The following is a 15,742-nucleotide window of genomic DNA, read 5'->3' as shown; positions in this document are numbered from 1 at the left end:
AGCGAGCAAGCGCAGCAACGTGGCGGCCGGGCCCATCGGGTGCGGCGGATGGTCGGACGGGACCCGCACGAGTCGACTCGCGCGGCGACGCCACTGGAGCTGCTCTTCGACCTCACGTTCGTCGTGGCCTTCGCCATCGCCGCCTCGGAGTTCACGCACGCGCTCACCGGCGGGCACATCGGCGCCGGGCTCGCAGGTTTCTTCTTCGCGATGTTCGCGATCTGCTGGGCGTGGATCAACTTCAGCTGGTTCGCCTCGGCCTACGACACCGACGACTGGATCTATCGCCTCATGACCATGGTCCAGATGGTCGGCGTGGTGATTCTGGCGCTCGGGCTCCCACAGCTCTACGCATCGATCGAACACGGCGAGCACGTCGACAACACCGTCGTCGTCGCCGGTTATGTGGTGATGCGGACCGCGATGGTCGGCCAGTGGTTGCGCGCCGCCAGGCAGGACCCGCCGCGGCGGTCAGCGTGCCTGACGTATGCGTTGTGGATCACCGTCGCCCAGTTCGGCTGGGTGATCGCGATATTCGTCCACACCCCGGTTCTGGCGACCGCGGCCGTCGTGGTGGCGCTGATCCTCGTGGAGATGATGGGGCCGGTCATCGCGGAGTCACGGCAGGGGGGCACCCCATGGCACGCCCACCACATCGTCGAGAGATACGGACTGTTCACGATCATCGCCCTCGGCGAGGGCGTGGTCGGGACTGTCGCGTCGTTGTCGGCGGTGGTGGGCGAGCAGGGCTGGTCTGTCGAGGCGGTGTTCATCGGTGTCGCCGGGATGGGTCTGACGTTCGGCATGTGGTGGACCTATTTCGTTCTGCCGCAGGCCGACATCCTGCACGCCCGCCGCGAACGGTCCTTCTTGTTCGGCTATCTGCACATTTTGGTGTTCGCCTCGATCGTGGCGACCGGGGCCGGACTGCACGCTGCGGCCTACTACATCGAGCGGCACTCGGAGCTGGGATCGGTGGGCACGGTGCTGTCGGTGGTGATTCCGGTCGGGGTGTACATCTTGATGATCTACGTGCTCTACGCGGTGATGACGCACACCGTCCGGCTCTTGCACCTGCTGCTGTTCGCCGGTGGTGCCGCCGTGCTCGGCGTGTCCGTGCTACTGGCGGTCAACGGATTCTCGATGGCCAACTGTCTGCTTGTGGTGACGTTGGCGCCGGTGGTTTCCGTCGTGGGGTACGAGTGGCGAGGACATCGACACGCCGCCGAGGCCGTCGAACGCAATCACCGCGACCCCTGACCGTCGAGGCTCCCCGCGCCCTCGAGAAGCAGCTGGTCGTTCTGCTGCTGTAGTAGTTTGCGCGCCTTGCTCCGGGTGATCAGGATGCCGACCACCGCGAGGGTCCACACCGCGTATTGCAGCGTCCAGGCCACCCGAAACGAATCGAAGGAGATACCACCCCGCGCCTCCAGGATCAGCCCCATTCCCTGCATGAGCAGCAGCGACGCAAGGAAGCCGCCCATGTTGACCATGCCCTGGGCAGTGCCCAGGGTGGCGGTGGGGTTGAACGTGCGCGCGAAGTCGAAACCCACCATCGACCCCGGCCCGCCGACGGAGATGACCACGACCAGGACAACGAGCAGCCAGGCCGGCGCCGGCCCGGGAAGCGCCAGCACCACCGTCCACACCAGAGCGTTGCTGGCGATGATGGCGAGCACCAGCCGGGAGCGTCGCTGGGGGTGTCGGCCGGTGAAGATACCCACCAGCACGCCGGAGGAGATCGCGGCGACGACCGACACGGTCAGCAGAGTTCCGGCTGCCGCTGCGGACAGTCCCTGGGCCACCGTCAGGTAGGGCACGCCCCACATGAGCGCAAACACGGTGACCGAGAACTGGGTTCCCATGTGGGTGAAGAACCCCAGCCGAGTGCCCGGCCGTAGCCACACTGTCCGGACGCTGATCAGGGTCTGCCGGACCGACATCGCTTCTGCGGTGACGACATGGCCCTCGGGGGCGTCTTTGACGACGAGCATGATCAGGACGATCGACAGCACGCCCAGGGCCGCCACTGATGCGTAGGCGACAGACCAGCCGGCGGCGGACAGCACCGCGAGGAACGGCACTGCCGAGAGCACCTGACCCAGTTGCCCGCAGATCCCGGTCAGCTGCGTCACCAGCGGGACCTGGCGCGGGGTGAACCAGTGAGGCACCAGGCGCAGTACCGAGATGAAGGTGACCGCGTCGCCGAGACCGACGACCGCCCGCGCCGCGATGGCCGCCGGCAGCGACTCGGTGAATGCCAGGACGAGTTGGCCGGACGCCATCAGCGCCGCCCCGGCCACGATCAGCGCTTTCGACCCGAATCGGTCGAGCAGCAACCCCGCGGGTACCTGAGCGCCGGCGTATACGACGACCTGGAGGACGACGAACGTCGCCAGCAGGCTCGGGCTCGCATTGAACCGGTCGGCGGCCGCCAGTCCGGAGACGCCCAGCGTCGTGCGGTCCAGAACAGCCACGATGTATGCGAGAAGCCCGGTCGCCCAGATTATCCAGGGACGCACGCGGCACCTCTCGCAATTTGTCTTAATGTCCTGCAACTGCAGGGGCGGCCTACCCATGATTCCCCAGACTCGGGGGCCGGCGCCAACTGATATGTCGCGGGAGGGTAGGACGGTGGGGTCCCGCGACCGCCCAGTAGTTGGCTGAAAGTGTGGACCCACGTCGAAAGTCGTGTGCTGCTACCAGGGTTTGCCCAGATAGAGAGGGTCTGATCGTCGTAGTTCGCTGGGTCCTGCCCGGTGAAAATACTTCGCTCGTCCGGTTGGCGGCGCGGTTACAGTTGATCCATGGAGTGCTGCGGTCCCGGTTCATCCGGCCTCAGGCAGAGCACGGGGAAGCGATGCGATGGCTGAGTATCGGCTACAGGAGCTCGCGCGGGTGTCCGGTGTCAGCACCCGCAACATTCGCGCCTACCGGGAACGCGGCCTTCTCGACCCGCCCCGCAGGGTGGGTCGATCGGCTCTCTACGACGACTACCACCTCTCGCAGCTCAACACCATCAGCGAGTTGCTGCGCAAGGGCTACACCTCGACCCACATCGCGGAGTTCTTCACGAGCATGCGCCAGGGCACCGACCTGGCCGACATCCTGGGGCTTCAGCGGGCTGTGCTCGGACCGCCGACCACGCCGGAGGACCGGGGGGAGGCCGTCGGTCTCGACGCCGAGACCGAGGAGGCCCGTAGGTTGGTGTCCTATGGTCTGGCCGAGATCGTCGACGGCGAGGTGGTGATGGCGGTGGACGGCGTGATCGGCGAGATCCTGGGCCGGTCGCCGGACCGCCTGCTGCATGTGCGTGCGCTGTTGAAATTCATCGAGGCCGCCGATGGCCCCATCGACGATGCCGCCAAGGCGTTCCAGGCGAGCTTGACCAGTTTGTACCGTGCCCGGGTCGGCACTCATTACCTGCCCCGGCCCGACGAGATGGACAGCTTGCGTCAAGTGGTCCAGGACTTTCGCGAGCTGGTGGCCGCCGTCCTGGGCGCGCGCTTCGACGAGGCCACCCGGCGCCTGATGGTGAACTCGGCGACCGATTACACCGCCGGGATCCTGTTCAGCGGCGAGTGGGAGCCACGGGGAACGCAGAAGGCCGAATGACGATCTGGGAAATTCGACGCCTCCCTCGATCGACGACCCGACGCGCGCTTCGCCGGCGCTGCGGGTGTGGGCGACGACAACAACCACATTTTCAAGCCGCGTTTTTGTCAGTGGACTGAGACTTACCGACTAGTAAGTTTCGTCAGCAAACTTGGACACATCGCGAAAACACGGGACAAGACGTTTGCGCGTACGTTGTCGTGTAGGCACCTGCCCATGCCAACGCATTTGCGAACAGGCATTCTCACATAACGATTGTGTAACAATACTGCCTTGATCTGCGCTTCTATCCTACTCGACCGTAACCACCTGCATGCAGGACGTTTGTCCCGGAAGGGTTTCGGCCGTCCTGAACAGCGTGTTATGCAATCTCTGTTACCCATGCGTAGAACTCGCCAGTAACCATTCTCGGCGCAAAAATGGTGCTGTCTCTTATGACACTCTTAGTACGGCTGGAGTGTCCACCGCGATCCGCGAGGATGCGTCGGAGTGCTCGCGCGTTTCTTGGCGGCACCCAGGTCGCGGACGACACCAGCCGGATTCGACGCCGAATCGCACGGCCCAGCCGGAGTGCAGACCAGCACCCTGACGAGGCCGCCCAGAGCCCACGACGAGCCCAGAGCCCACGACGAGCCCAGCAGACGACGAGCGATGCAGCGCGCAACACCCGCGCAACACCGAGGAGACAACAAGACGTGACGATCAACGACCAGCAGCGTGCCACCCAAACCTCCGAGCACGGGGAGGTCTTCGAACCGTTGTCGGGGACGCACGCACTCGTCGATCGACTGCACGCCGGGGAGCCGTACGCAGTGGCGTTCGGCGGCCAGGGCGGCTCCTGGCTGGAGAATCTGGAAGAGCTGGTCAACTCGGCCGGCATCGAGTCCGAGATCACCGCACTGGTCGGCGAGGCCGAACTGCTGCTGGAGCCGCTGGCGCGGGAACTGGTCGTGGTACGCCCGATCGGCTTCGAACCGATGAAGTGGATCCGCGCGCTGGCCGCCGACGAGCCACTGCCCGCCGCGAAGGACCTGACGACCGCGGCCATCTCCGGCCCCGGGATCCTGCTCACCCAGATGGCGGCCATGCGCGCCCTCAAGCGACAGGGGCTCGACCTCACCGGTCACCCGCCGGTGGCGATCGCCGGCCACTCGCAGGGCGTCACCGCGGTCGAGGCGCTGAAAGCCGGCGGAGCCCGCGACGTCGAGTTGCTGGCGATCGGTCAGCTGATCGGTGCCGCGGGATCGCTGGTCTCGCGCCGCTGCGGCATGGTCGGCCGTGGTGACAAGTCGCCGATGGTGTCGGTGACCAACGTCGACCCCGGCCGCGTGGCCGAACTCCTCGATGAGTTCGCCCAGGACGTGCGCACCGTGCTGCCGCCCGCCCTGTCGATCCGTAACGGCAGGCGCTCGGTGGTCATCACCGGGACGCCCGAGCAGTTGGCCCGGTTCGAGCTCTACTGCGAGAAGATCACCGAGAAAGAGGAAGCCGAGCGCAAGAACAAGCTGCGCGGCGGCGCCGTCTTCCGGCCGGTGTTCAGCCAACTCAACGTCGAGGTCGGATTCCACACCCCACGGTTGGCAAGCGGCGTCGATCTGGTCAACGAGTGGGCCTCGCGCACCGGCCTGGACCCCGAGCTGACGCGTCGACTCACCGAGATCATCTTCGTCAAGCCGGTCGACTGGGTCGCCGAGGTCGAAGAGCTCGCCGCCGCGGGCGCCAAGTGGATCATCGATCTTGGCCCCAGCGACACCGTGACGCGACTGACGGCGCCGGTGATCCGCGGCCTGGGCATCGGCATCGTGCCCGCCGCCACCCGCGCCGGTCAGCGCAGTCTGTTCACCGTCGGTGCCGCGCCTGCTGTCGCGCCGGCCTGGTCGAGCTACGCACCCTCGGCGATCCGGCTGCCCGACGGCTCGGTCAAGGTGGCGACCAAGTTCACCCGCCTGACCGGGCGGTCGCCGATCCTGCTCGCGGGCATGACCCCGACCACTGTGGACGCCAAGATCGTGGCCGCTGCGGCGAACGCCGGCCACTGGGCCGAGTTGGCCGGTGGCGGTCAGGTCACCGAGGAGATCTTCGACGCCCGGATCGCCGAACTCACCAAGTTGCTGGAGCCGGGTCGCGCGGTGCAGTTCAATTCGCTGTTCCTCGACCCGTACCTGTGGAAGCTGCAGGTGGGCGGCAAGCGCCTGGTGCAGAAGGCCCGGCAATCCGGTGCCCCCATCGACGGGCTGGTCGTCACCGCCGGCATCCCGGACCTCGAAGAGGCCGTCGACCTGATCGCGGAGCTCAACACCGTCGGCATCAGCCACGTGGTGTTCAAGCCGGGCACGGTCGACCAGATCAAGTCTGTCATCAAGATCGCCGCCGAGGTGCCTGACAAGGACGTCATCGTCCACATCGAGGGTGGCCGCGCCGGCGGGCACCATTCGTGGGAGGACCTCGACGACCTGCTCCTGGCGACCTACGGCGAGCTGCGCAAGTACACCAACGTCGCGATCTGCGTCGGCGGCGGAATCGGCACCCCCGAGCGGGCGGCCGAATACCTGTCCGGTGACTGGGCCAAGGACTACGGCTTCCCATCGATGCCGGTGGACGGCATCCTGGTGGGCACCGCCGCGATGGCCACCAAAGAGGCGACGACGTCGCCCGCGGTCAAGCAGATGCTCGTCGAGACGACCGGCACCGAGACCTGGGTCGGAGCGGGCAAGGCCATCAACGGCATGGCCAGCGGCCGCAGCCAGCTCGGCGCCGACATCCACGAGATCGACAACACCGCATCGCGGTGCGGACGCCTGCTCGACGAGGTCGCCGGCGACGCCGACGCCGTGGCCGAACGGCGCGACGAGATCATCGCCGCGATGGCCGACACCGCCAAACCGTATTTCGGCGACGTCGGAGACATGACCTACCTGCAGTGGTTGCAGCGCTACATCGAGCTGGCGATCGGTGACGGTGACAGCACCGCCGACACCGCGGCGCCCGGCAGCTGCTGGCTCGCCGACACCTGGCGGGACCGCTTCGCCGAGATGCTCAAGCGCACCGAGGCCCGGCTGAACGAGAAGGACTTCGGCCCGATCGAGTCGTTGTTCGCCGACTCGGACACCGAAGGTGAAGCGCTGCTGGACGATCCGAACCGGGCGATCGCCGAACTGGTGGCCCGTTACCCCGACGCGGAATCGGTCCGGCTGCATCCCGCCGATGTGCCGTTCTTCGTCACGCTGTGCAAGAAGCCCGGTAAGCCGGTCAACTTCGTGCCGGTGATCGACAAGGACGTGCGACGGTGGTGGCGCAGTGACTCGCTGTGGCAGGCCCACGACGCCCGCTACACCGCCGATCAGGTGTGCATCATCCCCGGCACGCAAGCCGTCGCGGGCATCACCCGCGTCGACGAACCCGTCGGCGACCTGCTGGACCGCTTCGAGCAGGAGATCATCGACCGCGTGGCGGGTTCGGGCGCCGAGCCGGTCGCCGTCGTCTCCCGCCGCCAGGCGCGTGCCGACGTCACCGGTCCGCTGGCCGTGGTGCTCGATTCGCCCGACGTCCTGTGGGCGGGGCGCACCGCGATCAACCCGGTTCACCGCATCGGTGAGCCGCGTGAGTGGCAGGTCAACGACGTACCCGGAAAGCCCAGCGCCACACATCCATCCACGGGTGCCCGGCTCGAGCTGGCGCAGGATTCCGTCACGCTCAGCGTTCCGCTCTCCGACATCTGGATCGACATCCGATTCACGCTGCCGGCCACCACGGTCGACGGCGGTATGCCGATCGTGACCGTCGAGGATGCATCGACGGCGATGCGCGCGGTGCTGGCCATCGCCGCCGGTGTCGAAGGGCCCGAAGCGCTTCCGCCGGTTCACGGCGACACCGCGACGGTGACCGTCGAATGGGATCCGGAGAAGGTCGCCGACCACACCGGGGTCACCGCGACATTCGGCGCGCCGTTGGCGCCGGGCCTCACGCTGGTGCCCGACGCGCTCGTCGGGCTGTGCTGGCCGGCCGTGTTCTCGGCGATCGGCTCTGCGCTCACCGACGACGGATTCCCCGTCGTGGAGGGGCTGCTGAGCCTGGTGCATCTCGACCACGCGGCGCATCTGCTGGCTTCGATGCCCACTGCCAAGGCCCAATTGACCGTCACGGCAACCACTTCGGCGGCCTCGGACACCGAGGTCGGGCGAGTCGTCCCGGTCACTGTGACGATCAGGGAGGCCGGCGCCGACGACTCGCCGGTGCTGGCGACCCTGGAGGAGCGGTTCGCGATCCGTGGCCGGACCGGACCGATCGAGCTGACCGACCCGCCGCGCGCCGGTGGCGCCATCACCGACAACGCCACCGACACGCCTCGGCGCAGGCGCCGCGACGTCGCGGTGACCGCACCCGTGGACATGAGTGCGTTCGCGGTGGTCTCCGGTGACCACAACCCGATCCACACCGACCGGGCGGCCGCGCTGCTTGCCGGTCTGAAAACCCCGATCGTGCACGGTATGTGGCTCTCGGCGGCAGCCCAGCACGCCGTCACCGCCACCGACGGGCGCGCCACCCCACCGGCCCGCCTGGTGGGTTGGACGTCCCGATTCCTCGGGATGGTGCTGCCCGGTGACGAGATCGAATTCCGGGTCGACCGCGTCGGCATCGACCGCGGCGCCGAGATCATCGAGGTCTCGGCCAAGGTCGACAACGAACTGGTGATGGCGGCGACGGCCCAGCTGGCCGCCCCCAAGACCGTGTATGCGTTCCCCGGCCAGGGCATCCAGTCCAAGGGCATGGGTATGGACGTGCGGGCCCGGTCGAAAGCCGCCCGCAAGGTCTGGGACTCCGCGGACAAGTTCACCCGGGAGACCCTGGGCTTCTCGGTGCTGCACGTGGTGCGCGACAACCCGACCAGCCTGATCGCCTCCGGGGTGCACTACCACCACCCCGAGGGGGTGCTCTACCTGACGCAGTTCACCCAGGTCGCGATGGCGACGGTGGCGGCGGCCCAGGTCGCCGAGATGCGCGAGCAGGGTGCTTTCGTCGAGGGCGCCATGGCCTGCGGCCACTCGGTGGGCGAGTACACCGCGCTGGCGTGCGTGTCCAACGTCTACCAGCTCGAGGCGCTGCTCGAGGTGGTGTTCCACCGCGGGTCGAAGATGCACGACATCGTGCCGCGCGACGCCCAGGGCCGGTCGAATTACCGGCTGGCCGCCATCCGGCCGTCGCAGATCGACCTGGACGACGACGACGTCACCGAATTCGTCGCCGAGATCGCCGAGCGCACAGGTGAGTTCCTGCAGATCGTCAACTTCAACCTGCGAGGCGCGCAGTACGCGATCGCCGGCACGGTGCGTGGTCTGGAGGCGCTCGAGGAGGAGGTCGAGCGACGTCGCGAGATCAGCGGCGGCAAGCGCTCGTTCATCCTGGTACCCGGTATCGACGTGCCGTTCCACTCCTCGGTGCTTCGGGTCGGCGTCGCCGATTTCCGCCGCTCGCTGGAGCGGGTCATGCCGCGGGACGCGGATCCGGCGTTGCTCGTCGGCCGCTACATCCCCAACCTGGTGCCGCGACCGTTCACCCTCGATCGCGACTTCATCGAGGAGATCCGGGATCTGGTTCCCGCCGAGCCGCTCGACGAGATCCTCGCCGACTACGACACCTGGCGTAACGAACGGCCTCGCGAGCTCTGCCGCAAGATCGTCATCGAGCTGCTGGCCTGGCAGTTCGCCAGCCCGGTGCGCTGGATCGAGACCCAGGATCTGCTCTTCATCGAGGAAGCCGCGGGCGGCCTCGGTATCGAGCGGTTCGTCGAGATCGGCGTCAAGTCCGCGCCCACGGTCGCGGGCCTGGCCACCAACACGCTCAAACTGCCGGAGTACTCGCACAACACCACCGAGGTGCTCAACGCCGAGCGCGACGCGGCGGTGCTGTTCGCCACCGACACCGATCCCGAGCCCGACGACGAGGACGTCGCCACTCCGGCGGCAGAGGCCGCACCGGCGCAGGCCGCTCCGGCCGAGGCAGCACCTGCCGCCCCGGCGCCGGCGGCCCCGGCGCCGGCGGCNGCCCCCTCGGGCGCCGCCCGGCCCGACGATCTCGGGTACGACGCATCGGACGCCACGATGGCGCTGATCGCGCTCTCAGCCAAGATCCGCATCGACCAGATCGAGGCGCTGGACTCCATCGAGTCCATCACCGACGGGGCGTCCTCGCGGCGCAACCAGATGCTGGTCGACCTCGGTTCGGAGCTGAACCTCGGTGCCATCGACGGTGCCGCGGAAGCCGACCTGGCCGGTCTGAAGACGCAAGTGAGCAAGCTGGCCCGGACGTACAAGCCTTTCGGCCCAGTACTTTCCGATGCGATCAACGATCAGCTGCGCACCGTCTTCGGACCGTCCGGCAAGCGTCCCGCCTACATCGCCGAGCGGGTCAAGAAGACCTGGGAACTCGGCGACGGCTGGGCCAAGCATGTGACCGTCGAGGTCGCGTTGGGCACCCGCGAGGGATCCAGCGTGCGCGGCGGTGCGCTCGGTGGTCTCCACGACGGCGCGTTGGGGGACGCCGCCAGTGTCGACAAGGTGATCGACGCCGCGGTCGCCGCGGTGGGAGCGCGTCGCGGTGTGCCGGTGTCACTGCCGTCCGCCGGCGGTGCCGCGGGTGGAGTCGTGGACTCCGCTGCTCTGGGCGAGTTCGCCGAGCAGGTCACCGGACCCGACGGTGTGCTCGCCACGGCGGCGCGGGCGATCCTCGATCAGTTGGGACACGGTCCCGCCCTCGTCACTCCGGAGCCGTCCGCGGACGCGGAACTCATCGACCTGGTCACCGCCGAACTCGGTTCGGACTGGCCACGCCTGGTCGCCCCGGCGTTCGACAGCCGCAAGGCGGTGTTGTTCGACGACCGGTGGGCCAGTGCCCGAGAGGATCTGGCCAAGATCTGGCTGATGGACGAGGACGACCTCGAGGCCGACTGGGTCCGCCTGTCGGAGCGCTTCGAGGGCGCGGGCCACGTGGTGGGTACCCAGGCCACCTATTGGCAGGGCAAGGCCCTGTCGGCGGGACTGAACATCCACGCGTCGCTGTACGCCCGCGCCGCAGCGGGTGCGGAGAACCCGGGCAAGGGTCGCTACACCGAAGAGGTCGCCGTCGTGACGGGCGCCTCGAAGGGTTCGATCGCGGCATCGGTGGTCGCCCAGCTGCTCGACGGCGGCGCCACTGTCATCGCGACGACGTCCAGGCTCGACGACAGCAGGCTGGAGTTCTACCGCAGCCTGTACCGCGACCACGCCCGCTACGCCGCGCAACTGTGGGTGCTGCCCGCGAACATGGCGTCCTACAACGACATCGACGCGTTGGCGGAGTGGATCGGCAACGAGCAGACCGAGAGCCTCGGGCCGAAGTCGATCCATGTCAAGGATGCGCTGACACCGACGCTGCTGTTCCCGTTCGCAGCGCCGCGGGTGGCCGGTGACCTGTCCGACGCCGGATCGCGCTCCGAGATGGAGATGAAGGTTCTGCTGTGGGCCGTGCAGCGGCTGATCGCCGGTCTGTCCCACATCGGCGCGGACCGCGACATCGCGGCACGCCTGCACGTGGTGCTGCCGGGCTCCCCGAACCGCGGCATGTTCGGCGGTGACGGCGCCTATGGCGAGGCGAAGTCCGCACTGGACGCGGTCGTGTCCCGGTGGAAGGCCGAGACCTCTTGGGCGCAGCGAGTCAGTCTGGCGCACGCGTTGATCGGCTGGACCCGCGGCACCGGCCTGATGGGCCACAACGACGTCATCGTCGACGGGGTCGAGGAAGCCGGCGTGACCACCTACTCCACCGAGCAGATGGCGAGCATGCTGCTGGCCCTGTGTGACGTCGAGACGAAAGTCGCGGCGGCGCGGGAACCTGTGCAGGCCGACTTGACCGGTGGACTGGCCGAGGTCGATCTGGATCTGTCCGCACTGGCGGCCAAGGCCCGTGAGCAGGCGGTGGCAGGCCCGGTCGACGCCGATGCCGACGAGGAGGCCGCGGGTCATCTGATCGCGGCACTGCCCTCGCCGCCGCGACCCGCCGTCGCGGCGCCGCCGCCGGAGTGGGACGACCTCGATGTCGACCCCGCCGATCTGGTGGTCATCGTCGGCGGTGCCGAACTCGGCCCGTACGGGTCGTCGCGGACCCGCTTCGAGATGGAGGTCGACAACGAACTGTCGGCAGCCGGTGTTCTCGAGCTCGCCTGGACGACCGGTCTGATCAAGTGGGAGGACGATCCTCAGCCGGGTTGGTACGACACCGAATCCGGCGAACTGGTCGACGAATCCGAGATCGTGGAGCGCTACCACGATGTGGTCGTCGAACGCGTGGGCATCCGCGAGTTCGTCGGTGACGCGGCCATCGATCCGGATCACTCGGCGCCGCTGCTGGTGTCGGTGTTCCTGGACAAGGACTTCTCCTTCGTGGTGTCGTCCGAGGCCGACGCGCGTGCGTTCGTCGAGTTCGACCCGGAGCACACGGTCATCAGTCCGGTGCCCGACAGCGCCGACTGGACCGTCACCCGCAAGGCCGGCACCGAGATCCGGGTTCCGCGTAAGTCGAAGCTGTCCCGCACTGTCGGCGCGCAGATTCCGACCGGATTCGACCCGCAGGTCTGGGGCATCACGCCGGACATGGCGAACTCGATCGACCGCGTGGCGTTGTGGAACCTCGTCGCAACCGTCGACGCGTTCCTGTCCGCCGGGTTCTCCCCGACGGAACTGATGCGCTGGGTGCACCCCAGCCTGGTCGCCAGCACCCAGGGCACCGGCATGGGTGGGCTGACCTCGATGCAGACCATGTTCCACGGCAACCTGCTGGACAAGAACAAGCCGAACGACATCCTGCAGGAGACGCTTCCGAACGTTGTTGCCGCGCATGTGATCCAGAGTTACGTGGGCAGCTACGGATCGATGATCCACCCGGTCGCGGCATGTGCCACGGCAGCAGTCTCGCTCGAGGAGGGCGTCGACAAGATCCGGCTCGGCAAGGCCGAACTCGTCGTCACCGGCGGTTACGACGACCTGACACTGGAAGCCGTCATCGGCTTCGGTGACATGGCCGCCACCGCCGACACCGAGGTGATGCGGGCGAAGGGCATCAGCGATTCGCGGTTCTCCCGCGCCAACGACCGTCGCCGGCTCGGCTTCGTCGAGGCGCAGGGCGGCGGCACGATCCTGCTGGCCCGCGGTGACCTGGCAGTCAGGATGGGCCTGCCGGTGCTCGCCGTCGTCGCCTACGCGCAGTCCTACGGCGACGGTGTGCACACCTCGATCCCCGCTCCGGGGCTTGGTGCTCTGGGCGCGGGTCGCGGTGGCAGGGAGTCGATGCTGGCCAAATCGCTCAACAGGCTGGGAGTGGGAGCTGACGACATCGCCGTCATCTCCAAGCACGACACCTCCACGCTGGCCAACGATCCCAATGAGCAGGAGCTGCACGAGCGGCTGGCCGACTCGCTGGGTCGATCTGACGGCGCCCCGCTGTTCATCGTCAGCCAGAAGAGCCTCACCGGGCACGCCAAGGGCGGCGCGGCGGTCTTCCAGATGATGGGTCTGTGCCAGATCCTGCGCGACGGCGTCATCCCGCCGAACCGCAGCCTGGACTGTGTCGACGAGGAACTCTCGACGTCGGCGCACTTCGTGTGGCCGCGCGAGACGCTGCGACTGGGGGACAAGTACCCGCTGAAGGCCGGTCTGGTGACCAGCCTGGGCTTCGGTCACGTCTCGGGACTGGTCGCCCTGGTGCACCCGCAGGCGTTCCTGGCCTCCCTGAACGCCGAGCAGCGTGATGATTACGCGGCTCGGGCACTGGAGCGGAGCCTGGCCGGGCAGCGCAGGCTGGCCTCGGCGATCGCCGGCGGCAAACCGATGTACGAGCGACCTGACGGGCGCCGGTTCGACAACGACCATCCGGAGAAGGTGCAGGAGGCGGCGATGCTGCTCGACGCGGCATCGCGACTCGGCGTCGACGGCGCGTACTAGCGTCGCCGAGTGAGATAGCGTGCTGCGGTGTGGGCATCGTCGGGATAGGCATCGATCTCGTCTCCATCGCGGACTTCGCGGAACAGGTGGATCGGCCGGGCACGGTGTTCGCCGAGACGTTCACCCCGGGTGAGCGCCGCGACGCCGCCGACAAGAGTTCGTCGGCGGCGCGCCACCTGGCCGCGAGGTGGGCGGCCAAGGAGGCGGTGATCAAGGCGTGGTCCGGGTCGCGGTTCTCCAAACGGCCGGTGCTGCCCGAAGGCATCCACCGCGACATCGAGGTCATCACCGACATGTGGGGACGCCCTCGGGTGCGGCTCTCGGGTGCGATCGCCGAACACCTCAAAGAGGTGACGATCCATCTGTCGCTGACCCACGAAGCCGACACTGCAGCCGCGGTCGCGGTCCTCGAGGAGCGCTGACCCGTCTGCCCCGCGAGGGCGCGTGTCTGCACGTCGGCGCGCCGCCAACCGTGTGCATGCGCGCGCGGTCGCGGCGATCGAGAGCAACTAGCGTGTACACCATGACTGATCTGGTGGCCAGGGTGCGCGACGTGTTGCCGTCGGTGCGGGCCGACCTCGAGAATCTGGTGCGCATCGAGTCTGTGTGGGCCGATCCGGCCCGCCGCCCTGAGGTGCACCGCAGCGCCGACGCGGTGTCGAAGCTGTTGACCGAGGCGGGGTTCGGTGATGTGCGGATCGTCGCCGAGGGAGGGGCTCCGGCGGTCATCGCGCGGCACCCCGCGCCTGCCGGAGCGCCGACAGTGCTGTTGTACGCCCACCATGACGTGCAGCCGGAAGGCGACCGTTCGCAATGGCACTCGCCGCCGTTCCAGCCGACCGAACGCGACGGGCGCCTCTACGGGCGCGGGACTGCGGACGACAAGGCCGGGATCGCAACACATCTGGCCGCTTTCCGGGCCCTCGGTGGCAATCCGCCGGTCGGTGTGACGGTGTTCGTGGAGGGGGAGGAGGAATCGGGTTCACCGTCGCTGGCGCGCTTGCTGTCTGCGCACCGCGAACTGCTGGCCGCCGATGTGATCGTCATCGCGGACTCAGACAACTGGAGCACCGAGGTCCCGTCGTTGACTGTGTCGCTGCGCGGCTTGGCGGACTGTGTGGTCGAGGTCGCCACTCTCGACCACGGTCTTCACTCCGGCATGTGGGGTGGCGTGGTGCCGGACGCGCTCAGCGTTCTGGTACGCATACTGGCCAGTCTGCACGACGATGACGGCAACGTCGCGGTCGCCGGTCTGCATCAAGCCTCCGCCGCGGACGTCGACTACACCCCGGAGCGGGTCCGCGCAGACACCGGCCTGCTCGACGGGGTGCGCGAAATCGGTTCAGGTTCAGTGGCGCAACGGTTATGGGCAAAGCCGGCGATCACGGTGATCGGCATCGACGCCACCCCGATCGCGCAGGCGTCGAACACCCTGATCCCGCGGGCCCGGGCCAAGATCAGCATGCGGGTTGCGCCCGGCGGTGTCGCTGCCGAACATCTCGCCGCGCTGACCCGTCATCTGGAGTCGCACACACCGTGGGGCGCCCGCGTCACCGTCACTGCCGGTGACCTCGGTGAGCCGTACGCGATCGATGCCAGCGGACCGGTCTACGACGTGGCACGCGAGGCGTTCCGTGAAGCCTGGGGATTCGACGCCGTCGATACCGGTGTCGGGGGATCGATCCCGTTCATCGCCTCGTTCGCCGAGGCGTTCCCCGAAGCCAAGGTGCTGGTGACCGGCGTCGAAGACCCGGACACACAGGCGCACAGCATCAACGAGAGTCTGCACCTGGGCGTTCTGGAGCGCGCCGCGACCGCCGAGGCGCTGCTGCTGCAGGGGCTCGGCTCGATCTAGCTCAGAGCGCGCCGGGCCGGACAGCCGATCACCTCACGCGAGGGCTGGCCATCGTCGACCACTTACGCAGCAGCAACCTCGCCAACGGCGCCGGTCGCTGCCGCTGTCGCGCAACACATCTCGGGCAGAGCTTCTCGTCGATCAGGACAGCGCTGTTACACGCGTCGCATCGGTTGTCCACTGGGGTTTCGCCCCCTATGCCGTCAACCCACCGCCGGAGTTGGCGCGTTCCTCAGATTCTGGCGACTGCATTTTGAGATGGTCGGCTCGGCCTCGTGGCGACTTCTAGTGGGCGGTGGAC

At 68.0% G+C, this 15,742-nt stretch carries 6 protein-coding genes; 5 read left to right on the top strand and 1 reads right to left on the bottom strand.

Annotated features, from left to right (window positions below; genetic code table 11):
• Positions 1 to 48: 48 nt before the first annotated feature.
• Positions 49 to 1,260: a low temperature requirement protein A gene (locus tag BEMPMBAN_RS23900; RefSeq protein ID WP_159233767.1), complete on the top strand. Its 1,212-nt coding sequence runs from the start codon at positions 49 to 51 to the stop codon at positions 1,258 to 1,260.
• On the opposite strand, the gene BEMPMBAN_RS23895 is transcribed toward BEMPMBAN_RS23900, so the two are convergent.
• Positions 1,245 to 2,522, bottom strand: coding sequence for an MFS transporter (locus BEMPMBAN_RS23895; protein WP_200846100.1), 1,278 nt, complete (start codon positions 2,520 to 2,522; stop codon positions 1,245 to 1,247). The genes BEMPMBAN_RS23900 and BEMPMBAN_RS23895 overlap by 16 nt on opposite strands.
• A 343-nt stretch (positions 2,523 to 2,865) precedes the next feature.
• On the opposite strand from BEMPMBAN_RS23895, the gene BEMPMBAN_RS23890 reads away from it, so the two are divergent.
• The 4 genes from BEMPMBAN_RS23890 (at position 2,866) to BEMPMBAN_RS23875 (ending at position 15,441) form a co-directional block, all read left to right on the top strand.
• Positions 2,866 to 3,615, top strand: coding sequence for a MerR family transcriptional regulator (locus BEMPMBAN_RS23890; RefSeq protein WP_159233745.1), 750 nt, complete (start codon positions 2,866 to 2,868; stop codon positions 3,613 to 3,615).
• A 695-nt stretch (positions 3,616 to 4,310) separates the two neighbouring features.
• Complete coding sequence (locus BEMPMBAN_RS23885; RefSeq protein ID WP_159233744.1) at positions 4,311 to 13,586, top strand: type I polyketide synthase; 9,276 nt, start codon at positions 4,311 to 4,313, stop codon at positions 13,584 to 13,586.
• Positions 13,587 to 13,615: 29 nt separating this feature from the next.
• Entirely contained in the window at positions 13,616 to 14,008 is a 393-nt protein-coding gene (gene acpS / locus BEMPMBAN_RS23880) for a holo-ACP synthase AcpS (RefSeq protein WP_159233743.1), read from the top strand.
• Between the two features lie 101 nt (positions 14,009 to 14,109).
• Positions 14,110 to 15,441, top strand: a complete 1,332-nt coding sequence (locus BEMPMBAN_RS23875; protein ID WP_159233742.1) for a dipeptidase — start codon at positions 14,110 to 14,112, stop codon at positions 15,439 to 15,441.
• Positions 15,442 to 15,742: the final 301 nt, after the last annotated feature.

The organism is Mycolicibacterium austroafricanum, assembly GCF_902705885.1.
GTDB lineage: Bacteria > Actinomycetota > Actinomycetes > Mycobacteriales > Mycobacteriaceae > Mycobacterium > Mycobacterium vanbaalenii_A.
The sequence above is the reverse complement of the archived record's forward strand: the minus strand, read 5'-3'. Positions and strand labels throughout refer to the sequence as shown.

Excerpts from the sequence above, each read along its gene's own strand:
- BEMPMBAN_RS23900 (WP_159233767.1), top strand. The coding sequence starts at position 49 with ATGGTCGGACGGGACCCGCACGAGTCGACTCGCGCGGCGACGCCACTG.
- BEMPMBAN_RS23890 (WP_159233745.1), top strand. The coding sequence starts at position 2,866 with ATGGCTGAGTATCGGCTACAGGAGCTCGCGCGGGTGTCCGGTGTCAGC.
- BEMPMBAN_RS23875 (WP_159233742.1), top strand. The coding sequence starts at position 14,110 with ATGACTGATCTGGTGGCCAGGGTGCGCGACGTGTTGCCGTCGGTGCGG.